At 38.8% G+C, this 25,402-nt stretch carries 19 protein-coding genes; 5 read left to right on the top strand and 14 right to left on the bottom strand.

The window, feature by feature from the left end:
* Positions 1 to 102: 102 nt before the first annotated feature.
* The 12 genes from DMZ48_RS04795 to aqpZ form a co-directional block, all read right to left on the bottom strand.
* Positions 103 to 1,428, bottom strand: a complete 1,326-nt coding sequence (locus tag DMZ48_RS04795; RefSeq protein WP_162558668.1) for a thioredoxin family protein — start codon at positions 1,426 to 1,428, stop codon at positions 103 to 105.
* A 10-nt stretch (positions 1,429 to 1,438) separates the two neighbouring features.
* On the bottom strand, positions 1,439 to 2,782 hold the full coding sequence (locus DMZ48_RS04790) for a thioredoxin family protein (RefSeq protein WP_143953979.1): 1,344 nt from the start codon (positions 2,780 to 2,782) through the stop codon (positions 1,439 to 1,441).
* A 137-nt stretch (positions 2,783 to 2,919) separates the two neighbouring features.
* The gene (locus DMZ48_RS04785; RefSeq protein ID WP_162558667.1) at positions 2,920 to 5,667 is read right to left on the bottom strand and encodes a M16 family metallopeptidase; all 2,748 of its coding nucleotides are present in this window, start codon (positions 5,665 to 5,667) and stop codon (positions 2,920 to 2,922) included.
* 33 nt (positions 5,668 to 5,700) lie between these two features.
* A complete protein-coding gene (locus DMZ48_RS04780) occupies positions 5,701 to 7,191 on the bottom strand; it encodes a hypothetical protein (RefSeq protein ID WP_143953977.1) in 1,491 nt (496 codons plus the stop codon).
* Positions 7,192 to 7,211: 20 nt separating this feature from the next.
* Complete coding sequence (locus tag DMZ48_RS04775; protein WP_143953976.1) at positions 7,212 to 8,315, bottom strand: hypothetical protein; 1,104 nt, start codon at positions 8,313 to 8,315, stop codon at positions 7,212 to 7,214.
* Positions 8,316 to 8,328: 13 nt separating this feature from the next.
* Entirely contained in the window at positions 8,329 to 9,798 is a 1,470-nt protein-coding gene (locus DMZ48_RS04770; protein ID WP_143953975.1) for a RagB/SusD family nutrient uptake outer membrane protein, read from the bottom strand.
* 10 nt (positions 9,799 to 9,808) lie between these two features.
* A complete protein-coding gene (locus DMZ48_RS04765; RefSeq protein WP_143953974.1) occupies positions 9,809 to 13,429 on the bottom strand; it encodes a SusC/RagA family TonB-linked outer membrane protein in 3,621 nt (1,206 codons plus the stop codon).
* Positions 13,430 to 13,571: 142 nt separating this feature from the next.
* Positions 13,572 to 14,762: a FecR family protein gene (locus DMZ48_RS04760; protein WP_143953973.1), complete on the bottom strand. Its 1,191-nt coding sequence runs from the start codon at positions 14,760 to 14,762 to the stop codon at positions 13,572 to 13,574.
* Positions 14,763 to 14,850: 88 nt separating this feature from the next.
* Positions 14,851 to 15,408, bottom strand: a complete 558-nt coding sequence (locus tag DMZ48_RS04755; protein ID WP_143953972.1) for an RNA polymerase sigma factor — start codon at positions 15,406 to 15,408, stop codon at positions 14,851 to 14,853.
* Positions 15,409 to 16,142: 734 nt separating this feature from the next.
* A complete protein-coding gene (locus DMZ48_RS18510) occupies positions 16,143 to 16,283 on the bottom strand; it encodes a hypothetical protein (protein WP_162558666.1) in 141 nt (46 codons plus the stop codon).
* A 120-nt stretch (positions 16,284 to 16,403) separates the two neighbouring features.
* Positions 16,404 to 17,975: an arylsulfatase gene (locus tag DMZ48_RS04750; RefSeq protein WP_143953971.1), complete on the bottom strand. Its 1,572-nt coding sequence runs from the start codon at positions 17,973 to 17,975 to the stop codon at positions 16,404 to 16,406.
* Positions 17,976 to 18,321: 346 nt separating this feature from the next.
* Complete coding sequence (gene aqpZ, locus DMZ48_RS04745; protein ID WP_143953970.1) at positions 18,322 to 19,008, bottom strand: aquaporin Z; 687 nt, start codon at positions 19,006 to 19,008, stop codon at positions 18,322 to 18,324.
* A gap of 262 nt (positions 19,009 to 19,270) precedes the next feature.
* Between aqpZ and DMZ48_RS04740 the strand changes: the two genes are divergently transcribed.
* From DMZ48_RS04740 to DMZ48_RS04720, 5 genes are all read left to right on the top strand, one after another.
* Entirely contained in the window at positions 19,271 to 19,729 is a 459-nt protein-coding gene (locus DMZ48_RS04740; protein ID WP_143953969.1) for a COG2426 family protein, read from the top strand.
* Positions 19,730 to 19,860: 131 nt separating this feature from the next.
* Positions 19,861 to 20,892 carry a 2-hydroxyacid dehydrogenase gene (locus DMZ48_RS04735; protein ID WP_242009128.1) on the top strand — a complete coding sequence of 344 codons (1,032 nt, stop codon included), beginning with the start codon at positions 19,861 to 19,863 and terminating at the stop codon, positions 20,890 to 20,892.
* Between the two features lie 269 nt (positions 20,893 to 21,161).
* Positions 21,162 to 21,812, top strand: a complete 651-nt coding sequence (locus tag DMZ48_RS18835) for a DUF4331 family protein (protein ID WP_143953968.1) — start codon at positions 21,162 to 21,164, stop codon at positions 21,810 to 21,812.
* A 17-nt stretch (positions 21,813 to 21,829) separates the two neighbouring features.
* Entirely contained in the window at positions 21,830 to 22,396 is a 567-nt protein-coding gene (locus DMZ48_RS04725; protein ID WP_143953967.1) for a DUF4331 family protein, read from the top strand.
* A 63-nt stretch (positions 22,397 to 22,459) separates the two neighbouring features.
* Positions 22,460 to 23,743: a tetratricopeptide repeat protein gene (locus tag DMZ48_RS04720; protein ID WP_143953966.1), complete on the top strand. Its 1,284-nt coding sequence runs from the start codon at positions 22,460 to 22,462 to the stop codon at positions 23,741 to 23,743.
* 274 nt (positions 23,744 to 24,017) lie between these two features.
* On the opposite strand, the gene DMZ48_RS04715 is transcribed toward DMZ48_RS04720, so the two are convergent.
* Together DMZ48_RS04715 and DMZ48_RS04710 are read right to left on the bottom strand one after the other, a co-directional pair.
* On the bottom strand, positions 24,018 to 24,815 hold the full coding sequence (locus tag DMZ48_RS04715; RefSeq protein ID WP_143953965.1) for an anti-sigma factor: 798 nt from the start codon (positions 24,813 to 24,815) through the stop codon (positions 24,018 to 24,020).
* Positions 24,815 to 25,345 carry an RNA polymerase sigma factor gene (locus DMZ48_RS04710; protein ID WP_143953964.1) on the bottom strand — a complete coding sequence of 177 codons (531 nt, stop codon included), beginning with the start codon at positions 25,343 to 25,345 and terminating at the stop codon, positions 24,815 to 24,817. The genes DMZ48_RS04715 and DMZ48_RS04710 overlap by 1 nt, the downstream gene beginning before the upstream one ends.
* Between the last annotated feature and the right edge of the window lie 57 nt (positions 25,346 to 25,402).

The following is a 25,402-nucleotide window of genomic DNA, read 5'->3' as shown; positions in this document are numbered from 1 at the left end:
AAAAGCCCCCCATTTGTTTCGCTAAATCTAAAAATACCATCAAATTACTTGACAAATAAGTTTATCAGGGGGCTATATACGGTATGTATGTTTTAATTCAGACTAATACAATGTGATCTCATCACCTTCCTTCATCATCTCAAGATCGGCAAGGATTCCGGATGCTCTTTTCAGATCCTCCTTCTGTGCTAGTTCGAAGGCTTCCTCCTTAATTTCAAGTGCTTTATCCTTATCTCCATACATATACAAAACATTCGCATACGTACTCATTATGATCGGATCATAAGGGATGATATCATAGGCGACTTTCATCCAGCGTTGCACGTCCGCTTTATCCCTTTCCGTTTGTACGAATTTGGAGTAATCCTCCACCATTTGAGCTATCTGTGTACTCCAGCGTTCAGCGTATGGGTGGAGTCTAAGGGCTTCCGGATCTCCTTCAGCTTTTCGTTTCAGCCAATCCAGGTAAAATGATCTTGTATCTTCAACGTCGATACCATTGACAAAGGCTTCATGGTCTGGTCGAACCAGCGCTTTATATTTTTCACCTTGTCCTGATTTTAAATAGAAATAAATATAGCTTCGCTTTCGTTGTGCCTTATCTACATTAACCCCTATCTCCGCAGCCTTTTCCATCGTCAATTCAAGAATAGTGGAATCTTTCCTGGCAATTGCATATTCTGTTGTTGCCATCACCATACTCTTTGGAATTTTCTGGTAAATTTCACGAATATCTTTCCTAACATATTGGTTCCATGCATCCGAATAGAGGTTGTCATTAATGATCTTTTCAGCCTTACCCCCGAAAATGAGTAGCTGATAATGATCTGCCAATAACATTACCATTTCTTTGCTCTCCTCAGGAATCGATGTTTGAATAGCCAGAAAATGTTCTAGTATATCGTAATAATCCGTTGCATTGGCATCCTTCAACACCTTTAAATAGTTCTTTAGAAAGGATTCATTATCCTTTTCTGACTCATACTTTTCCGCCATTCTTCCCAAACTATTTGGAGAACTTGCAAAACCATGAGCCTTCTTGCACTCGTCAAGAAATTCTTCTGTTGACATCGACTCAGCAAAACGATACACCACTTCATCATTTCCATCGATGAACACATACCCCGGAAGACCCGTAATTCCATACTTTGATTTGATCTGAGGGCCTTCTCCTCTTTCCACATCAACTTTCAGGGCGATAAAATGTTCCCTGAAATAATCCCCTACCTCCTGCTCCTTAAACACAGTTTTTTCCATCAATTTACAAGGGCCACACCAGGTAGCATAACCATCGATGAATACTGTCTTGTCTTCCATTTTTGCCTTTTTCAAAGCTTCTTCAAGACTGAGGTCTTCAAAATGAATACCCTGAGCTATGATTGACACAGGAAATGCGAGAATAATTACCAGTACTATATTTTTAAACATTTTCATCTATTTATATCGTTTGGTTTTTCATGGTTTTCAATTCGTACGCAATACTTACTTTCTTTTTATCGCTGTCCGGCCAATTCTCTAATGCTTTTTCTTTAAGGGCAATTGCCTTTTCCGTCTTCCCTTGTTTCATTAAAAGTTTCGCCTTAAGATTATCCAGTATATACGAATCTGGAATTAACTCATATCCATATTCGATCCATTTATCCAAAGTCCTGAACTCCTTTCGCCCTTCATTTAAAACAAGATAACCCGAGCCCACTTTAGCTATATTTTCGATCATTTCGGTTGCCTGAACACCTTGCTTCAATTTGGTCAGAATCCCGGCACTATAATAACTGGGCATACCTTCATAGGCACTTCGTTTTTTCTCATAGGTCTCCAGATCTTCTTTCTTTATTTCGGCTATTGATTTTGCATTCATTCTGGACTCCATAAACGTTTCGGCCAATGCGGAATATGTTTTTGAATCTTTCTTCATTTGATAATATTCCATTTCATAGAAAGGTTCTCTTCCGCTTGTTTTCATTGCTATGGGTAACGCTTTATACGCATCAAGAAATAATTTCATTTTTGACACATCATTATTCCTGATCGCATTCTCTCTGGTATTCGCAAGCATATGAAGTTTGAATTTTTCAATACGCTGTGCTTCCATTCGGGTTGCGATATCCATATACTCCGCACGATTGTTTGCAAAAATTTTCGCTGCCATTCCTCCTACTTCCATATACGTGATATTTTCAAGATAAAATTCCATCATTCTCACATGATCATTGGGGAATTCCGTCTGATATTTTAACCACTGCTCTATCGCTTCGGTGGGCGACTGACCATATTCCTTAAGTTTTTTGATATAGATCTTCAGGAATGATTCATCCTCTGATTTCTCTGCATACATTGAATTAAGTTTTTCAAGACTATATTTATCATGTAGCGAAGCGATTACCTTCTCACCTAATTCAATAAAGTCGCTTTCTGGTTTAGAACCTGTATCGAGATAAACCACATCACCTTTGGGATTCAGGAATAAAAAAGTTGGGTAGGCTGAAATATTATATTTTCCGGCAGCTCCTTTACCCTCCTTTTCTGCATCCAGTTTAATACTTATGAAATTCTTATTGAAATAGTTTCCAACGCTCTCCAGAGGAAAGATATTTTTAGTCATCACCTTGCAGGGTGCACACCATTCTGTATAAAAGTCGATGAAAACCAACTTTTCTTCCTTAGCAGCCATTTGCAAAGCATCTTCCAGAGATATATGTTCGAATTCGATACCCTGAGCCTTTGAATTCCAAACCTGACCTAACAAGGACAAGAATAGTAGAATGATCAATCGTTTATTCATTATTTAAGTTTTCGAGTTAATAAATTATAAACCAATAGCTATTAGGTTTATCAATCTGTTATAAGGACGTTCAGAATGTTGAAGAGAGTGACATAACCCTAAAAAAAAAGGTGTTAAAATAATTAACACCTTTATTACTAATTTAAATTTTCCTTTTTATCGGGTCTTCGAATGATCAGAAAAGGATCTTCGGGATCGATAACCTTTTTCATGACCTGCCTTATTTCTTCCGAAGTCAGGTTTTCTATCATAGCCTGAATCTCATCATACGACCAGGCGTGTCCATAATCCTGAATCCATTTTAAATAGGGTTCACTCAAGCGATCTTCATCATAGAAATAGATCAGGTAAGGACTCCCGATCATGGCCTTAAAGGCTTCCATCTCTGAATCCTTAAGCATGCCCAGGCTCATAGGTTCAAATACCTCCTTCTTCATGATTTCAACAGAACGAGGTATATTCAACGGTTCGATCATATAGCGAATACTAACACCCCCGGCAGGTTCCGGGGTATTTCCGCTAAAAGCACTGGTTCCCATAGCATAGATAAGTCCATATTTCCTTCTGAGAATTTCAAAAAGTTTAAACCGTCCATATTGAGCCAATCCTTCCATTAGTAGCTGATCTTTCATGGTCAATTTTCTTTGCGGACGATATCGGAACATAAAATCGATCAATGCCAGATCTTGTTTTCCTTCAAATTCCCGAACTGCCGGTTCAAAAGATTCATTCAAATGCTTCTCAGTTTGTAATACCGGAGCTTTGCGCCGTGGAATTCCGCCTATATAGCGGGCAATAAGTGCATCTATATCCTCCGGAAGATCGCCACTGATATAGATTACCGATCCATCAGTAATACCACTGATCTTCTCTTCATGCTCTAAAATTCTTTGAATAGCTTCAATAGAAACCAGGGAATCTTCGGGTTTTGACAAATATGATCCGGCAATGCGTTTTCTGTAAATTTCGCGTTCCTGATCATAATCTTCCGCATGCGATCTGCCTTTAAAGGTATTATAATCAGCCATTATTACTTCAGCTGCATTCCTACGAGGTTTTGTAATGAATAAATTAAAGTTTTTCAATACATTTTCAACCCCGGACGAAGGACCTGTAGCCTCATATTCATAATCAAAATCACCGATATCTGTATTGTCGTGAACATTCATATTCCTTTGTAATTTATACAACTCTTTACTGTCATAATTACCAATGCCATCACTAAGGAAACGTTGTACATTTTCATAAAGAGCCCGATCTTGCTCTGCTACTGTATTGAGCCCATAATTCACCCTTAATTTGAGAAAGGCCTTTTCTTTACCGTTCTTGTTCACCAAAACCTTGTATCCGTTATCAAGATCAATCTCATGCAAGTAACTATCGATCTTTCGATAATTGATGATTCGTCCCTCACGCGAAAAATCACCATCCAGGGAGACTGAATCCACTACCCTGTTCATCTTAAATCGGTTAGTCTCTGACGGCTTTACATACTTAAAAGGTATATTTCCAGACGTATCGAAAATTGTCAATTTAGAACGGATCAACTCCTTATCAAATTCAGGGGAAAAGGATGCGGTGTTTTTATCAAAAATTACTGAATAATGTAATTTGAGCATATCCTCTAAACGTTTCCTAAGATCCTGCAGTTTCAATTCAGAAACTACTCTCTCAGCCATATGATTTTTGGTACTCGATGTAACAGGAACATCTCCGCTTAGAAAATAATGAATTACACTTCCGGTATTTACCTTTTCCGTTGCCAGACGTTCGTAACGTTCAAGGATCAATTTGGAAAAATAATCCTTTTCTTCTGCTAGAAATCCATATTGAAGAATTTGACCAATTACCTCATTGAATGTTTCAAGGCGATCTTTAAACAACAATTTGGTTGAACCCAGTAATCTGAAATTATACATATCGGTTCCGGGAATTATTTGTCCCATAGAAACCGTTGCATCTTTCAATGCTTTTTTTCTGTTTCTCAACCGATATTCAAGTATTGAACAAACCATCTGATCGATGAGGCTATTTTTAAAATCCTGGTAGGAATCTATAGCATTTGAAGGTGATTTGAAGGCTAAAATTAAGGTTGTATTCCCTCTTTTTTGTTCATCTTCATAGTCGTTAGCAATAATAGATTCACGAGTGAAATCCGGATAGATACGAAGGTCTTTTTGTTTTGCCTTAGGTAATTTACCAAAGGATTCCTTCATGAATTCATGCAATATTTCTTTTTGAACATCACCTACGACCACCAGTGCCATCTGTTCGACATCATAATGCTTTCTGTAATGGTCGATGAGTTTAAGTCTTGAAACAGCATTGATTTCATCAATGGTTCCCAAACCATTATTCGATTCGAGGTAGGTTCCTTTAAGATATAAGGGACCTTTATTATTCCTTTTTTTGATCTCCTCGATCACCACTTTCTTTTCGATTTCTAAAGCAGTTGAATCAAATTCAAGATCCCTCACCCAATCCTTCATCAGCATAAGCGATTTACGGAGCATTTCGTCATTATGTTCCGGAATGGTAAGTTCAAACTGGGTTTTGGTATCGTTCACAAAAGCATTGTATTCACCACCGATCCTCAAGCCCATCTGATCCAGTTCATAGATACAGGAGTCGCCTGGAAAGTTCTTACTCCCTTTAAAGGCCATATGTTCCAGAAAGTGGGTATAACCCCAATTATCAGAGGTTTCGGTAAGTGAACCCGCTTTAGCGACCAGCTTAAAAAAAATTTTACCTGGCTCCTCTGAAGGAACCAGGTAATATGAAAATCCATTTTTTAATTCAACGGCTACAACTTCATCTGGAATATTTAACTTTTGTGCCCTGCTTTCTTGAATAGAAATTATACCTGCGCACAATAAAATTATCATTCCAATTTTTTTCATCATAGATATAGCTCTTAATTATTGTTCTGCATTATAAAAGAAATTATACGTTGAGGTTTTTCCTTCGTAATTATACCCTCCAGACGTATTTATTCTGTTGATCACAGTAATATTTCCTGTATCATCTGTTTCATAGCTAAAGGCAGGCTCTCTCAGGTAGGTTGAGCTGTATGACGGATCAGATGGAACGGTTCTGGTCATCATATACTTATTCCAGAAAAGCTCACTATAAACATCCAGCATTGAACTGGTTGGAACAGCAAATGGAGGTAATCCTTCCATGAAGGTAGGGATTAATACAGGGTCGTAGTCTTCGCGATGCTGTCTGCGCTGTGTATTACTTCCAAAGTACGAAGTTGACTGAAAGTATTCTCCATAGATGGATTCACCCAAGTTAAAAGGATCGGAATAATAGATGTTACTCACCTTTGAATTTGTGTAGAACGAAAGCACATTTCCGTCTGTATCATATTCAAAATTGTAAGCTTCTACTTCCAGATCATCTTCAGTAACATTTCCATCATCATCGTAATCATAATATTTACTTTCAATGCTCTCCAGCTGCGTAGTACCCGGTAAGTAGTTAAAATACAGGTAGGATATCGAAGATAATAATCCGGAAGAATTATAATTAGAATACTTCAGGGTATCTACCATATTCAAGTCGTTATAACTAAACTCATTACGATAGTTTTGCCCATTCTCCCAAATATAATCAAATCCAATTATTTTTTCCTCTGCATCATATTCCAGATCGATCTTGATCAATGCATCCGAAGCGTTTAAATAATTGATACGGGTTGGTTTCTTGATCTCACTTCCTTTACTTACGTTAATCGTTGTCAGCGAGGATTGCCCTTTATCATCCTCTATAAAGATGTCCAGATCATAATTTATTCCTTCTTGTAATTCTCCGAGAAAAACAAGTTGCTTTAAAGACATCTGATGAAGCGTATCTGCTTCGGCTTCCGGTATATAGGCATATTGCTCTTCTCCATCAAAGCTTACCTTTACCGTCTTGATAGTATTTAATCCGGTAGTCACTAAACCTTTAACCACATATGCGGGTGCTACAGGAGCAATAGAAGTTCCTCCCACCAATTTTATCTCCGGATAGGAAAATCCCTTAACATCGATTCGGATACCCTGATTAAAACTACGTTCATCCTGATCGAGAACCTTGACGATATAGTTCAAAACCGTATCCTTTTCGAAAGGGGTAAGATCCACTTGATAATTGAACTGAAACTTTGTCTCTCGGTTATAGGATGTGATATTTTCAATAACAGAATAATCCATTCCATCCAGGATCGAAATATTCTGAACTTTATTAGGTACATCCATCTCCATAGAGATGGTATAGGAATCTGCTGTGTCCCGACGTACTTCCACTCGCTGATCAGTAATCTCGAAATTCGGATCCGGGAATGCAGGATCATTTTGGCAGGCCTGAAAGGTTACTAAACCTATGACCAGAACCACCATTTGATATAATATATTATTTTTCATGTATTTGAGTTTCATTTAGTCTAGTTAAGTACTTCCAAATCAGGATTCATCTCCAGGATGCTTACCCCCATTCCTTCGAAATAATCGATCAGAATTTTCATGTTCTCCTGAATATTTTCCGGGAATTCCAGAAGCTCATCAGCATCTCTGAACATCATTTCATTCAAATAACTTCTCACATCCATAAACTTGTCGGATACGAATTCATATCCTGGAACCAAGGCTTTCTCATGCTTGATATAGGATGGAAGTCTGTTACCGTCCTCATCATAGAATTGGTAAAAATTTCTCAGTCCGGATCCATAGAAATACTGTGCATCCACAAATCCTTTTTCATAGAACCAATCTTTTTCAAAGACATAAACATTCTTCTCTTCTTCGATATCCATCTCTTCCCGATAAATGATCTCCATATCCTGTCCGTAATAGGTAGCCTTTCCTGAAAAGAAAGTAGCTGGAATTTCATTATAAAGCTCATGCATACTGATGATTCGATTCAGAAAAATATAGAAGTTATCTTTGGTATAGCCTTCGATATCTCCTTCCACATTGTCTTTATTGAAAGTCATAACGATCGAATGTGGATTATAAACCACACGTAATCCATTCTTTGAAGTAGAACTATAGCGTTCCTCACTTTCAGTAAGAATAGTTCCGGCACCACCGGGAACATAGGATGGACTGAAGATCGATTCACTGATCAATACCTTATAAGGCATATATTCTGCTATCTTCCCATTCGGGTCAAAATATTTAAAAAGTGTAGTATCGTAGAATTTAACCGCTTCCAGCAGATAATCCTCATACAGGGTTTCATTTCCGGGAATCATATTTCCCAGCGTATCTTCAAAAATGGTACGCATCATGGGAATCTCTACGGTTTCCCAGATTCTGGAGGCATCATCGGTGCTCGCCGCATAAGCGAAATCAAGTGTATCATGGTATTCGTATAATACACCCATATTAAATTCATTATACCATTTCTTTATTTCGGGTATAGAAAGATCTATCTGACCGGCCACACGATCCGTATCAGCATTCGAAGGTTCCAGAAAGTCTTCCTTTTCACAGGAAACCAGCAATACGAACATCAGACCCAGTACTTTAAAAAGTATATTTTTCATGGTCATTTTTTGGTTAATTGGTTGAACTTGATTTATCCAGAATGATCTCCTCATTCACTTCAGGAATCTTTTCATATCTTTCATTGTTCCTGATCAAAGGATTGTTTTGTCTTTCCTTAATAGGAATAGGTAACGTATAATTAAGATCATCCGGGAATAAGGTATAGGTTTCGGTTCCTAATTTAGTACCGTTCTCTTCCACCAGCGTATATACATGTTTGATCTCCGGACGATTCTTCATCCTTCTTAAATCAAACCAACGATGATGATCTTCAAAACACAATTCCCTTCTTCTTTCTTCTAAGACAAACGCCAAAGCATCTTCCTGCGATGTTGGGTATGTCTGAGATGAAGTATCGGATAACCGATAAGAATGCAAAGACTTAATGTCATTGATTCCATTGGTAACATCACCTTTTTGCACATATGCCTCAGCCCGATTCAGATACGCTTCTCCAACTCTGAAATTTGCAAATCCCAGAGATGTATACAGATCACGCTCGTATTTTTTGGTTCGATAATACTTTTTCCCGGTACCGTCATCGATCCCTAAAAAGAAGGCATCTTTTCTGCGATCTTTAGCGTCATATAATGCTATGAGTTTATTATCTACGCGATAGGATGCCTCTGTAAGTGTTGTACCATAATTAATAAGATTGAAAGCCGGACTCGTAGCATAGAACGAAAACAGGATTTCAGGATTATCTTCAGTAACAAAAGGAGTGCTCTCAGAAATACGCGAAAGCGGAGCCTTATTGATAACCATATCTGCATAGGTGATCACTTCATCCCATTGTTCCTGATACAGTTTAACTCTTGACATCAACAAGTAACATGTTTCGAGGTCTGGGTGCCACACACTTAGCGGACCTGAACTGTTGTCTATTAATTCAATAGCTGCTAAAAGGTCACTTTCGATCGCGGCATAACATTCTGCAACAGTATTGCGATTATAGGTAATTTCAACTCCTATATCCTCTCTTAATGGAACCCCCAGATCAACATTAGCAGTAGTTACGTCATAAGGTTGACCATAAAGATTAAGTAGATTAAAATAGGAAAAGGCCCGAATAAAATATGCTTCACCTTTTACATAATTATTATCCTGCTCTTCTCCCAGAGCATCATCCACCAGCTCTATCACATAATTAGCAACGGCAATATCTTCATACATATATTCCCAGGAATTATTTATCGAGCTGATATTTTTACCATTTTCATCGATCTCGATCTCACGCTGCCAGGTATACGTAGTCTTATTACTTAATTTTCTCGAATCCAACCCTGCCGGATCCTCGGTTACATTATCAGTCATATAATCAACTGTCTTAAACAACGGATAATTATAGTTGAATTCATTCAACAATAAGGCCGAATAATGATCTGTCTTTTCAGGTATAAGTTTATCCTGATCAACTTCATCCAGGAAGTTATTACAACTAAACAGCGTTGCAACTGTCAATATCAGTATTAATTTCTTCATGGTTATACTTTTAGAAGTTCATGTTTAAGTTCAAACTATACGTTGGTAAACTCGGCATTCCGATTCCGGAAACCTGATCAGGATCCTGTCCTTTCAGATCCTTATCAAACGCCCAGTAAGAAAGGTTACTCCCCTGAATACCAATATTCAATCGCTGAATCCCTAATGGGTTTATGATCTTTTCCGGAAGATTATATGAAAGCGATAGTGTCTGAAGTCTGATATGATCTGCACTTACTACACGGGTATCACTATTGTCATACATCCACCATAAAGTACTACCTATAGGAGCTACCGTTCCATAATTAGTCATATAGATTCGATCTATTCCATCAGCCTCAGTACTACTGGTTAACGCAAGTTTATTATTTGAGATGGCAGGTATGTTTGTATTGTCTTCATCTCCTGCAACTCTCCATCGATCGTTAAAATCTCCATGCATGTTCTCATAAGGCAATGGAAGGTTCTGCGTCCCGTTATACAGTTTTAATAATCTGGTTTTATACCCAAGTTTATAGGTGAAGTTTGCTGAGAAATTGAAATTACCGGCTTTTATCTGTGTACCGAAACCTCCGTAGTACATAGGCACTCTGCTTCCTTCATAAACCAACATCGCCTTCAACTGTTCTTCAGCTGATGCATCTTCCATAACAAGATTCTCAAAGTTTGGTAACCCTTGTTCAGTCAGACCATCGAACTTATAGGAGAAGAATCCGTTTGTCGGGAAACCTTCTCTGTAAATACTCCCTGCCAGATAATCATAAATGGTAAGGTTCTGTGAAGCTCCATCCTCAAATCCCTCCAGAACTCTGTCTTTGTCATAGGAAAAATTTAAATGTGTGCTCCAGGCAAAGTCCTTATTCTGTACATTGATGGTTCTTATTGCAAATTCATAGCTGCTTACATCCTTGCTACCAGAATTATATAACTGTACTGCGGTACCATTTACCAATGACACAGGGCGTTCCTGTAGCAAATCGGTACTCTTTGAATAGGCATAGTCTAATGCCCCACTAACTTTTCCACCAAAAAAGCTATAGTTCAATCCAAAGTTCATCGTCTCTGTCTTTTCCCATCTCAGATTCGCATTCGGAAATTGCGAAAGACTCGCCGTGTTTTCCGGATAATAAATCGCCTGATTTCTTCCGTAATTAGAAAGGATCAGATACGGACTAGCATTTGGCATCGTTCCTCTTATACCGTAAGAAGCTCTTAAGGCTAATTCATCGATGGATTGCGAATTTCTAAGGAAGCTTTCATTATGAATATTCCACCTTGCCGAAGCAGACCATGCCGGTTTAAACTTATAGCGCTCATACTGACCGAAAGTGTTTGAACCATCACTACGCATATTAAAGTTCAATACATAACGACTATCATAAACATAATTAAAGATTCCAAACCATGACATGGTATTCTGAACTCTATCGGTGACATTTGGATATACCGACATACCTCCGTCAGAAGTAAGCCAATCAAACATGGCTTCATAGTCATAATTCAAACCTCCTTCGATGTCCCCAACCGCGTAAGACGGAGAAGGTAATGCTATAAATCCTCTTCCCTGATAGTGATTGTATCCTGGTACCGTAAAACCAGTCGCTCCCCAATATTTAGCAGAACGCGCCTCCTGACCCAGGTTTAGGTTGAGCACATGTTTTGCACCGAATACCTTATTAAAGTTTAACTGGTTGATGACATCATACGTGTCCTGACTTACCATCCCTCCACTATATACACCTCCGAAAGGCAACATTGAACTCTTATCTACATTGCTTTCTACAAGATCTTCGAAAGCGTCATAAGTTCTGAGTTTAGCGGCATAATAAGTATCTTCTGTTATCCACTCTTCTGTCAGGTTTGTGGTATTTCTGTAACTAGCCTGACTTGTAAATCTGAAATTCTTAAGAAAATCCCATCTGAGGTTCGCTACGATAGTAAAATCTTTATTGGTAATATTATTTTCTGAATTATCCATTTCCTGCAGTGCATTGTACCCCGCATAGTAGTTAACACCACTCTCGGATAAGATCAGCTGACTTTGCTTAAAGTAATCACCATTATCTTGATAGATCGGTACGGTTCTACTGGTATAGTATGCCACATCAAACGGATTCACGGAACTGTGGTTATAAGTACCTTTCTGAACGGATCCATTCAACTTAAATGATAGTTTAAGGTTGTCTCTAAGATCAAGATCGAGATTCGACCTTGCTGTAATACGGTTAAGATCAACATTATTCTCTGCTCCGATCTGATTATCATACCCCATTGAGAAGTAATATTTTGAATTCTCTCCTCCTCCGGATGCACTGATCGAATGAAGCTGACTGAACGAATCACGATACAATGCATCAAACCAGTCTGAATTCATCGATTCCAAAGAACCAACCTGATCCTGAAACTGATTAAAAGTATAGGTGCCATCCCAAAGGTTCATCAAAGCACCTTCATAACCTAGTCGATCAACATTGTCATAATTAGTCGTATACCCCAGGTTCTTTTCATACATTTCACGAGAAACATCAATCCTTTCCTTAGAATTCATCAAATTAAAATCCGAATACCTTGGAGCACGAACAAAACTGAAAGCTCCGGAATAAGTAAGTCTTGGTTTCCCAACCTCTCCTCGCTTGGTAGTAATCACAATCACACCATTCGCAGCACGGGTACCATAGATAGCGGTAGCCGAAGCATCCTTTAAGATATCGATCTTAGCAATATCAGACGGATTGATACCCGAGATGGCATTTCCGATAATATTCACATTATCAAAACTATTGATCTCATCTGCACTAAGTGGAACGGGATCTTCATAGATCACCCCATCAACAACCCATAACGGGCTCTGATTTCCGGTAAAGGTACTCCCCCCACGAATTCTCACCTTGGCAGCAGCACCCGGTGTCGCACTTACATTCGAAATCATAAGTCCTGTTGCCTTACCTTCAAGCATACGGTCTACGCTGATTGCACTTACGATATCAAGGTCTTTCGCCTCTACAGAAGCGATCGAGCTGGTAAGTTCCCTTTTATCGATCACCTGATAACCGGTAACCACAACATCGCCAAGGTCAAGCACTGCTTCCTCAAGCAATATTTTAATTTCTTTATTCGCATCAACAGTAACTTCTTTGGTTTCATAACCTATATATGAAAAGACCAGAGTTCTTCTGCTATCAGGCACTCTTATTTCAAAATGCCCGTTAAAATCAGTAGAAGTACCTAAGCGACTGCCTTTTAACATTACTGTTACACCGGGAATCGGTGATTCTGTAGCCGCATCCAGTACGGTACCTTCGATTAAAGCCTGTTCATTACTTTTCTGTTCTCCTTCTTCCACGATAACAATAACCCCGTCTACTATAGTATAGGTCATCTTTGTACCCTTGAGTACTTTATCGAGAATTTCCGACACTAATGCATTATCCATCTTTATGGTAATACGATCCAGTGAAGCCATTTTTTCGTTGTTAAAGAAAAAACTGTAATCTGTCTGTTTACGAATTTCTTCGAACAATTCAGGTACACTCACATCGGTCAGATTCAGATTGATACGATCAGACTGTGAAAATTTCGCTGCTTTTACGGTGAATACCGAACAAAACAACAGAACAAATAATATCCTCATATTTTACACAATAGATTTTTCGTCCCTATTAGATCAGGGGTGGTTAATAGTTTTATTCTCATAATTGGTTAATTGGTTAGTGTTCTCTTGAACATCGTTTGAAATACAATACACTTAATATCCATTTTACACCGGTGTCTGTTTACTTGGATATATAGAGTATTCCGTCCTCTCCCATTTGAATATGCACAGACATATCAGCCTCAATGACTCTCAATATGCTGGTCATATCTTTATAACGTGGTAAGTCGCCGGTAAAGCGAATATTTTTAAGATCGTCATCTTTAATTACCACGTCTACGTCATACCATCTGGACAGTTTTGTAAAGAATGATTCCAGTTTTTCATTCTTAAAAATGAATCTGCCGTTTTTCCATGACGTATATAAATAGGATTGTACTTTATTTTTTTGAACGTTTCCACTGGCATTATCCAGCAAAAGCTGTTCATCCGGGAATAAATAGGACTCATGTTCATTTTTAGTCCCGGCTTCACTTTTTACTTTAACCTTTCCTTCCGCCAGGGTCGTTACGGTTGTTTTATCGGAAGGATATGCGGAGATATTGAATTTAGTTCCCAATACCTGAACTTCCTGACCACTGGACACCACTATAAAAGGCTTAGCTTTATTTTTAGAGACCTCAAAATAGGCTTCTCCTTTAAGATATACTCTGCGCTCATCTCCGTTAAAGGCCACAGGATAGACCAGTTCAGTCTCAGAGTTCAACCATACTCGTGAACTATCAGACAGTACGATCTGATACTCACCACCTCTTGGAATTCGCAATGAATTTTGATCGGTCTTTGCAGTACTTTCCTGATTTTTTTGCTGATAAGCCAGAATTCCTTCCGCATTGGTAATTGCAGCGGTACTTTCTTCAAGATTCATTTCTTCCGATTTACCCAGATGCACCACTTCTCCCGAAGAAAGTACAAGTTCTGCTTCAGAGGTTCCTGAAGAAATCGAAATCTCAGAAACAGAACGCATATTGTCTGCTTCTTCTGATCTGTAATTATAGGTAAGGAATAATGCCAAAATGGCGGCGGCGGCTGAAGGAATATAATACCTCCTCAATCTTCTCACTTTTGCCTGACGCCCCTGTTTGTTCATATTGTCAAGAAATAATTGCCATTGCTGATGCATGTCAATAGCATCTCTTTTATTTTTCCAGGCATTGAAATTTTCAGGATCAAGAATATCCTGATACAGGATGCGATCACGCTCCTCCTTCTCCAATTCGGAAAGGAATTCTTTATCTTCGGTATTCAAAGCATCCATGGCTTTTAATGCCAGAATTCGTGCTTTCTGAAACTGCTTCCTAATTTGTTTCATTCTAATTAATCAATTACACCTTTTATGAGGTGATTTATTAATAGGACGCAAGTTTTCGGAGTAAGGGTGACAGGAGTGTTAAAAAAAATTAAAAAAACTGGATAAAAACCGTCAATAGAATCTCAACGAAGTGATTTCCAAGCTTTTGTTTCAAGGCTTTATAGGCTCTTTTTTTTACTGTCTTGACTGTATTAACCGATATTCCAAGTTCAGCTCCGATCAATTCGTTGGAGTACCCTTTTAAAGTTAAGGTAACGACCTGTTCTGCCTGTGGTGAAAGCTCGCTGATCGCCTGATGTAATAAACGGTAAGTCTCTTCCCTTAATATCTGATTTAAATATTCCTGGTCGGTAATGTGAAGATTATCATGTAAAGCGGTATTATTAATACGCTTATCTTTTCTTAGCTGACTTATACATGCGTTTTTAACCAACACATACATATAGGCTCTTAATGCATTTTCATCGGTGAAATCCTGGTTATCCTTTTCCCACAGTTTTACAAATGCTTCCTGGGCGATATCTTTTCCCTTTTCATCATCATCCAGTATCCTCGTGGCAAGCATACATAAAGAGGGAAACAAGCGCTCAAAAAGACCCTTGAATTCCTGACTTTTGAATTGTATATCCTTACCCGATACTTTCATTAAATCAATACAAATTTACTTACAAACACTTTTTGAATTCACCCGATTAAAAATAGATGATCCGCGTGTTTCGCACGGTATTATATAGAGATTGCCAATTATAATGCGATGCAAGTTTAATGATTTTGCTATTAAAAACAGCACTGAAATAACTGATAATATAGAATTTATACTGCCGGACCACCCCTTAAATATATAACCTGCTGATATTCTTTAACTAAGAAGTTTTACTGAATTAGAAGCCATTCATTTCTAGCGACTTGGGATTTTAACACCTATGGTCTAGATTGAGAGGTAACCCCTTCATTGTAAGATTCATAATCAATGAATTAGGAGGGACACCAAACCCAAAAAGTCCACTCAACTATTATAACATATTTAAAGAGTTCTGTGCGTATTTTCTATATAATACCATCCTAACTCTTTACAGAAAATTCGGTTTAAAGACAGTAACGTTCATGAGAACTATGTATGGAGTTAAGAAGTTATATTTGAGGATGCAGCATGGTAAATTGAGACGCTTCATAATTATCCCCCTGTGAGATCACTCCCCACCGATCACTTGGGTCACAATGTTACCGTCGCACAGAATCAGCTCACTACTAACCCAGTGACGACCTCCTTTACTTCGCCTGCGAGAAATGTCGCCGCGATCATAGTGCTGACGCACGATGATGCTTGAGTGACGTTTTTTGTTTTTAAATTTATATGGGTTGGGACATGCTGACTAAGACTTATAGTCGGAGGCTAAAGACACCCTGAGCCTGCCTGCGGTAGACAGGATCGACACTCCTCCATCGCCGAGGTTGTCCCGAAAAATCGGGAGCTGGATCATCACTTCTCAGTGTGCTGGCAGACCCCAATGTTCGTAACACAATGGCAACTATTTTGAATAGCAAAGCAACGATAATAAATAACCGGAGATATTAGTACCACCAATATCTCCGGTTATTTAATACTTACTATTCGATCTCCGTATGCCAGAATCTAAAATCCTATTGATGACCTTTGCTCATCACCTGCTCGATGACATTCGACATATCAAAAGATTTACCACCCTGAACAGGCGGGTAATCCATAAGCGTTTTGAGGTGAATTTGCATTTGCTCACCCATTGGAGCCATAAGCCAGGATACTTTTTGCATTAAATGACCGTAAGCATCTTCAGAGGTGTAACTTTCAAAAGGATCCATCCTTAGGTTGAAAATATAAGGTGCTGTTCTGGGGATAGCATTGGAATAATAGGTTTCTTTCCAAATGAAATGAAACTTCCAGGGTCCCATTCTTACGGCATTCAATTTACTTTCATAATAATAAAAGAGTAAATTACGAGCCGACTCCTCCGTTTGACCTGTCCAATAAGGTACATTGTTCAAACCATCGATATACTGCTTCTTCTCTTTCATCATTTTATCGGCGACATCAGGAACCCCGGCAATGGCAGCCAGAGAGGTGAACATATCCATATGTGCTTGTATCCCGTTTAGGATCTGTCCGGGTTTAATTACCCCCGGATATTTCAGCATACTTACTACTCGTACCCCACCTTCGGTTGTCCCCATTTTTTCTCCTCTAAAGGGTGTAGTACCACCATGGGGCCAGGAAGCATGCTCCGGTCCGTTATCGGTACTATACCAGATCACCGTATTCTCATCAAGTCCGTTATCCTTTAAGAATTGCAGAACCACTCCGACATCGTGATCATGTTGCATCATTCCACTCCCATGAATATCGGCTTCAGAGCTGTACTTTTCAGCAGCATACCGCCATTCATCATTGAGTCGGGTATATAAGTGCATTCTACTGGTGTTTAGCCAAACAAAGAAAGGCTTACCATCATCTTTCGCTCTTTTCATGAAATCTTCTGCCATAGGAATTACTTCTCCGCCATCGAAGTTTTTCATTCTTTCCTGCGTTAAAGGCCCGGTATCTTCGATCCTTTGTTTGCCTACCTTACCAAACCTTGGGTCTTCCGTAGTATCTTCTTTATTTGTAGCGAAGGAATGAATCACTCCTCTCGTTCCGAATTTCTCTTCATAAGCTTCATAATCACCCCCTGTATATTGTCTGGCAAAGTTCTGATAATCTCTCTGTTCAGATTCTTCCTGAGTATTCAGGTGATAGAGATTTCCATAAAATTCGTCAAATCCATGTGCCGTTGGTAAATGTTCATTGCGGTCCCCTAGGTGATTTTTCCCAAAATGTCCGGTTGCGTATCCCTGTGCTTTCATAACTTCTGCCAGACAAGGCGAAGCTGCCTGAAGTCCAAGCGCATCTCCCGGCTGTCCCACAGTTGTCATGCCACTTCTTATCGGATATTGTCCGGTAATAAAACTAGCTCTTCCCGCAGTACAACTGGGTTGCGCATAATGATCCGTAAATCGGATACCTTCCAGACCAATCCGGTCTATATTGGGAGTCGTATATCCCATTGTCCCCATTCCATAGGCACTGACATTCTGCCATCCTATATCATCCCCCCATATTACCAGAATATTGGGCTTTTTCGTTTGTGCCAAACTTAAAACCGGCACGAGTAATACAAGTACTATTAACTTGTTAAACATTTGATTATTTTGCATTTGATATATAATTAAATTGATTGTTCAAAGGTCTGTTCTGCCAATAATCATCTGGATTTACTCCAAAATTTGATATACAGCAAAGCTCATAAACAACGGTTTATGAAATTTTAATTCAGTCTTAAGGTATCTCGGGTTAGGTATACAGGCAATAGTTGGAATGCCCTCTTCTATTGAAAAGTTTAAATTAAAAATTTTTTTTATAAAATAAAAATATAAATTATTGTATGTCAATTACTTAACGTGATCTTTATTCTGTTTTTAAACCGGGTAACCCCAACGATCTGTGTAATTAAAATCATTTGAAAGACCATTGAATCTAAAATGAAATTCATTCCTTTTCCACCTGAATAAATTTATAGACCAAACCAGCCAATACAGCACCAATGACCGGTGCCAACCAGAATAACCATAACTGGCCAATCGCCCAGTCACCTACAAACAAGGCCTGACTTGTACTGCGCGCAGGATTCACCGAGGTATTGGTTACCGGTATACTAATCAGATGTATCAGGGTTAGTCCGAGCCCGATAGCTAAACCAGCAAATCCGGCAGGAGCTTTTCCATGAGTTGCGCCTAAAATGATCATCAGAAACATAAAGGTCATTACGATCTCACATACCAATGCCGATACCATGGCATAACCGTCCGGAGAATGTTCTCCGTAACCATTTGCAGCAAAAGTTCCGATCTCGAACCCTGGTTTACCACTGGCGATCAGGTATAAGATACCTGCTCCGGTTATTCCGCCAAGTACTTGAGCAATGATGTACGGGATAAGATCTTTAAAATCAAACCTTCCTCCTACCCATAACCCCACGGAAACAGCAGGATTTAAATGACACCCGGAAATGTGTCCGATTGCATAGACCATGGTCAGAACCGTTAATCCAAATGCAAGAGCTACACCTGCAAATCCAATTCCAAGTTCGGGATACCCGGCGGCTAATACTGCACTTCCGCACCCTCCCAGTACCAACCAGGCGGTGCCGATAAATTCAGCGATAAGTTTTTTCATTTTAAAATGTGTGATTGATTAGAAAAAGAACATTCGAAAAAATAATTCAGAAAATTTACTACGGTTAATTTACACTTTTTCAATACTTTACACAATACACTAAGAAAATTATTAAAGATTTAAATTTCGGAATTATCAAAATTAACCCATTAAAATCACGAAAATGATATAAGTGATCCATTTGAAATGTTAAAGAGATTATAAAAGAAAATTAAGTGTCGATCCGGTCTACATTATTTCTATTTTTGAAAAAAAATTGCTTGTGCCAGACGAACTTTTAATTGCCGTACTCTGGAGTATCTCTCCATTTGGTGAAGCCAAGGTGGGGATTCCCTATGCTATATTCAACGAAGCCAATGTGTATATAACATTTCTGGTTTGTTTTCTGGCGAATGTACTGGTCTATCCCATCATGATTTTTTTTCTGGACTACCTGAATCAGCATTTTTTAAAATGGCGTTTCTATAAGAAAGGAGCCATAAAAGTTGCCAGAAGAGTGAAAACAGGAGCAGGATCCAATATTAGCAGATTTGGTTTTTGGGGAATTCTGATCTTTGTTATGCTACCGGTGCCGGGTACCGGGGTTTACGCAGGTACCATTGCTTCTTATCTATTTGGTATGCCTTACAACAAAGCTTTTCTGGCCAATAGTATCGGGATCTTCTTTTCCTGTATTATGGTCTGGGGTATGACTATGGCTACCTATCACGGAATTAACTGATTCCGCAGCTTTTCACGAATCTATAGCAGAAACTAAACCGACGATTTTTTCCGGCACCAAATTATTTAGACTAACGGCAACAGGCATTAAAATTTTAATGTTTTATTTTTACGTATACAACACCATCATCTATGTCTGATATGTCTGGAAATCGTAACCGTACCTTGAAAAACCCCTCTGTTTTCATCAGTAAACCAATACCGGAAGTAATAGTTTCATTACTAAAAGAGCATGGCTTCGAGGTTAAGGTGAACAATACTTCTCATAAACTTTCAAAGTCAGCGCTTATCGATGCCTGTCAACAAGCAGATTATCTGTTGAATGTGGGTATGTCGGCATTGGATAAAGAATTTCTGCAAGCCTGTAAACACCTGAAAGGTATTGCGCTGTGCAGTGTAGGTTTTGATCATATCGATCTGGAAACAGCCAGTCAATATAATATTCCGGTTTCGAATACACCGGATGTTCTTAGTAAAGCAACCGCTGATACAGCTTTCCTTTTGTTACTATCCGTTTCCAGAAAATCGTATTTCCGAAGTCGTGAGATCGAACGCGGAGAATGGAAGAATTTTGAATATATGCACCAACTCGGCAGAGATATTCAAGGTGATACCCTTGGAATCTTCGGACTGGGAAGAATCGGATTCGAAATGGCGAAAATGGCAAGGGCTGCCTACGGGATGCGAATTATCTATCATAACAGAAGTCGTAATCCGGAAGCAGAAGATAAATTGGAAGCTGAATATGTGAGCTTTGAAGAATTATTAAAACGAAGTGATGTGATATCGGTACATACCAATCTTACTCCGGACACGCAATATCGATTTGACAAAGTAGCTTTCAGCAAAATGAAGAAGAATGCCATCTTTATCAATACAGCACGTGGAAAAATACATAACGAAACCGATCTGACCAAAGCCTTGATCGATAAGGAGATATGGGGTGCCGGACTGGATGTTACCGATCCGGAACCAATGCTTCCGGACAACCCGCTATTACAGATGTCTAATGTATGTGTGTTACCGCATATCGGATCGGCGACTCTTGAAACCAGAACCGCCATGGCTGAAATGGCAGTAAGAAACTTAATAGCTGTGAGTAAAAATGAACAGATGCCGCAGATCATCAATAAGGAATTCTATTCAAAATCTGGAGCCCTTTAAACATTGTTGAATGCAGGATATAAAACGTTTTTTTACGGAATCTTCCATGATTATCTTCTCTTGATTTTTTAAAAAGATTCATTTTCACCACCTTTTTTTTAGTCTTTATTCTTTGTAAAGATACAACCAAACAACTGTTAATCAGTATTTTATTTTTACATCTAACATAGCTTCAACCTGGTTTTTTCAATTTATCTCAATTTTTTAAAACCCTGATTTATGTTTTTACGTAAATGTCCGTGTAAGACGTTTAATTTAAAACATGAATTATGAAAAACACCAAAAAATCACTCTGGTTAATCGCTCCCTTACTACTTGCAGGATTGTTGATCGCAGCCGATCATATCGACGCTCCTGCCGTGGAAGGAGGATCTAGCGACATTACCGATTTCTATGTATTTCAGGCGGCTGATCCGGATAATCTAGTCTTCACTGTCAATGTACAGGGACTTTTGAGTCCTACTGCTACCGGCATGGCAACTTTCGATGAACAGACGTTAATTGAATTCAACATTGACAATAACGGTGATAATGTTGAAGACCTGGTGATTCAGGCAATTCCACGAGATGGAACCATGTACTTTTTCGGTCCGATATCCCCAATGGAAACCGGATTGAACAGCACCATCATGACCGAGGCTGCTTCCGGCGCTGTTACGATCACTCCATACGGATCGAGCGCTATCACAGCTTCAAACGATGGGATGAGTTTCTTCGCAGGCCCCAGAGATGATCCATTCTTTATGGATTTTGCCAAATACTCCGATATCATCATGGGGAATGCCACTGGATTTGATAACCCGGGAACCGACACCTTTGCTGGAACGAATGTTATGTCCGTGGTAGTTGAAGTTCCAAAATCAATGTTAGGAGAAAGCGGATCTATAAATACCTGGGTTGAATCTAAAACCAAACAATAATCTTAAAATTTATGATCATGAAAAATAATTTATTTTCAATATTCACACTTTTATTATGCCTTTCGATACTACTTACTTCTTGTAGTAATGATGATGACAATAACGATTATATGATGCCTGCTGAACCCGATTTTTCCGGTTCATATACCCAGATGGATCAAATGGGTCGTCCGGCCGTTAATACCGTATTCGTAAGTTCAGACGCAAAAGATATGTTTAACGTTACAACACCTTCAGACCAGCAATCTGAATTTCAGTCTATGTTCGAATCAAATCTGACAGCTCTTAGTCCGGCATATGCAAACCCCGGTGATATGAATGCGCTCGGACAAGATGCTGCTGCATTTACAGGTTTACTGGCGACTGATGTGTTGAACGTTTCTCTGGAGGGTACAACAACTTTCTATGATGGTACTAATATACTTACTGGAAGGAACCTTTCGGATGATGTCATCACCGTTGAACTATTACTGATTTTTGGTGGAGAGGATTTTACTGAAAATCCGTCATTATCGGATGATCACGTTGATGCAAATGACAAGGATTTCCTTACCTCGTTCCCCTATTTGGCAGCTCCCTGGTAAACTAAGCCTACAAACGAGCACAGCCTTACGGGTTGTGCTCTCTTTCACTAATAAAACTTCATTATGAAAAATCTTCTTTTAATCGTATCGTTTATATTCCTCTTTGTTTCCTGCACCGAAAAGGAAAGTATTACAGATCCTAAGGAATACTCACAATTTCTCGAAAAAACAGACCATAAAAAGACTTCGTTCCTCCAGGAGGAAATTGAATTCTGGTCTTCCAAATTAAAAGAATCACCATCCCAACATCCTTACATCAGTAAACTAGCCGGTGCAGAAACTGCTATGTTCGAGGCTTCGGGAAAGATCGATCACCTGCATAAAGCAACAATGTTACTGGAAAAAGCAAATGAGCAAACGTGTTATGAAAACCCCGGATTCTTACGCGGACTTGCACGGAATTATATTTCCCAACATCGATTCAGAGATGCTCTTGAACTATTAAAAATTGCAGAAATAAATGGCGAACATCTGTATGATACCGAAAAGATGTTGTTCGATGTATACCTGGAATTAGGAAAGGATAAATTGGCAGAAATATACTTAGAAAAAATAAAGGATTTTCGAAAGTTCGATTATCTCATTCGACTTGCTAAATGGAGTGATCATCAGGGGAAACTAAACAGTGCTATAAAATATATGGAAAAGGCCCTGGTAAAGGCAAAAGCTTCAAAAAATGAATCCCTCATTCAATGGACCTATTCCAATCTGGCCGATTATTATGGCCATGACAATAGAATTAAAGATTCCTACCACTGTTATTTAAAGGCACTGGAATTAAATCCTGGAGATACACATTCAAAGAAAGGTATCGCATGGATAACCTATTCATATGAAAACAACCCCAAATTGGCATTATCCGTTTTGGATAAGATTACCGAAAAAGTACCCAATCCTGAATTCTTTCTTTTGAAAGCCGAGATCGCATCCTACAACGGGCAGCAGGAATTATCCAACATCTACAAACGCACCTATGCTCACTTTATCCGATCGAAAGACTATGGGAACATGTACAACAAATACAGTGTCGAGCTTTATACTTCAGAGAAAGATTCATTGGATCAGGCACTGGAAATTGCCCGAAAAGAAATTGAAGAACGCCCTACCGCTCAGTCATACGATCTTCTTGCGTGGACTTATTTCAGGCAAAATCGATTTAAGAAAGCTTATGAAATCGTAAAAAACGAACTGCATGGTAAGACTTCTGAGCCTCATATTCTTTACCATATGGCAGAAATATATAATGCGATGGGCTTATCGAAAGAGGTAAGTTCATTAAAAGAGCAGTTGGCAGAAAGTAGTTTTGAACTCGGACCCGTGATCTCTCGAAAAATCATGATGTTTTAGGTTTTTGGTTGTTTAGATTTCTTCTGAAAGATCCGGTTGCTGATAAAATACTTTAATCAGATCTGGTTCAAAACGGAAAGCCCGATTAATTTCGGGCTTTTTCATTTTACGTTATGAATATGCACACGATTACAGCTGAAATTAAAAGATTCTACAACCATAGAATTTGTCAGGGCTTATTCCCTAAATTTTGAATGAATCTGTGAAAAATATGCACCGGAAATAAGGCAGGAACCGTTTTAGTATATACTACGGATTAACCTTTTTTTAAAGATTAGCTTGCACTCACAACTCCAAGAGCATAGAGTTGATCCATCGTAGGAGTAGCACTTCCACCTTCCGGTTCCAGTGTAATTCCGAATGCTTGTGACTGGTTTGGATTGGCAAGAGCGAAAATTTTATTGTTATCGCTATCATATTGATCCAGTATTCCCATACTTGTTGGTGTTAATGGATCGAGTTTTAAAGACCATACCTGATAGACCTTTCCTTCCGGTGGCTCCGGTAAACCTGAAACATCCACATAGGCGATCTCGTCCTTTTTATTCCAGAAGACTCTTGCAAAAGACTCCGGAGCAATAGCCTGACCTCCTAATGTTATGGTAACGATATCCTTTTGTCTTAAAATTTCTATCAATTCCTCTGTTGCCTCCGCATCTTTCCTAACATCAGAGATCTGTTGTTCCAATTGTATATTCTGATCTCCTGCTCTCTTGATGTCCTGTTGTAAATTGTTGATACGATAATACATAAAGAACATACCTGAAGCCAGTACAATGGTAGCGGCCCAGCCGGTATAGGTGATCCATGAATAAGTCTTTTTACTTTGCAGTGAACGTACCGGAACTTGCTTTCCTGCTGTATGAGTTTTAATGAACTCAAATGAAGGCACAGTTCCCGGAGCCAAAGCCGCAGTATGTCGTACTATCGCTTTTTCGATTTGTTCAATTTCTTCTCTGACCTCCGGATGCTTCAGGATCATAGCATGAACATCACGGTTCTCTTCTTCAGAAAGAACTCCCGCAACGTATAATTCCAGTATTCCGGATGCTATGTACTCTTCAACATTCATCACGTTTGTATTAGTTTTCTAAGTTCAGAGATACAATTTCGATTGTTGGTTTTCACAGTCCCCAGGGGAATATCCAGTTCTTCTGATACTTCCTTTTGTGTAAAACCCTTAAAATACAGTAATTCGATCAACTTTACACATCTTTCTTTAAGCCTTCCCAACATCGATCTTATATAATTAACATCGATATCGATTTCTGTTTTATCCCTGGTTTCTAATATATCTACGTAAAAAGAACTGTCAGAGTTTTTATTTTTATTTTTAAATCCCTTTGATCGCGTCTTGTCAATTGCGCTATTTCGGGAAATATTCAAAAGCCATGTAAACAACCTGCCTTTTTCAGCGGAATAGGTTTCAGCCTTATCCCAGGCCTTAAAAAACACATCCTGAAGTACTTCTTCCGCTATTTCTCTATCCCTCACAATACCAAAGATCACACCGAACAAACTATCGCTGTAGTCACTGTAAATTCTTTCAAAGGCTTTGATATCCTTATTTCGAAATTTAGCTGCAAGTTCTGCCTGATCCATAGGTTCCTATTGTGAATCAATGATAATCAAAATAAATCGGATATACTAATTAAGATA

The sequence above is a fragment of the Robertkochia solimangrovi genome (genome assembly GCF_007279655.1).
Classification (GTDB): domain Bacteria; phylum Bacteroidota; class Bacteroidia; order Flavobacteriales; family Flavobacteriaceae; genus Robertkochia; species Robertkochia solimangrovi.
Note: the sequence above shows the minus strand (reverse complement) of the source record. Positions and strands in the feature narration are given on the sequence as shown.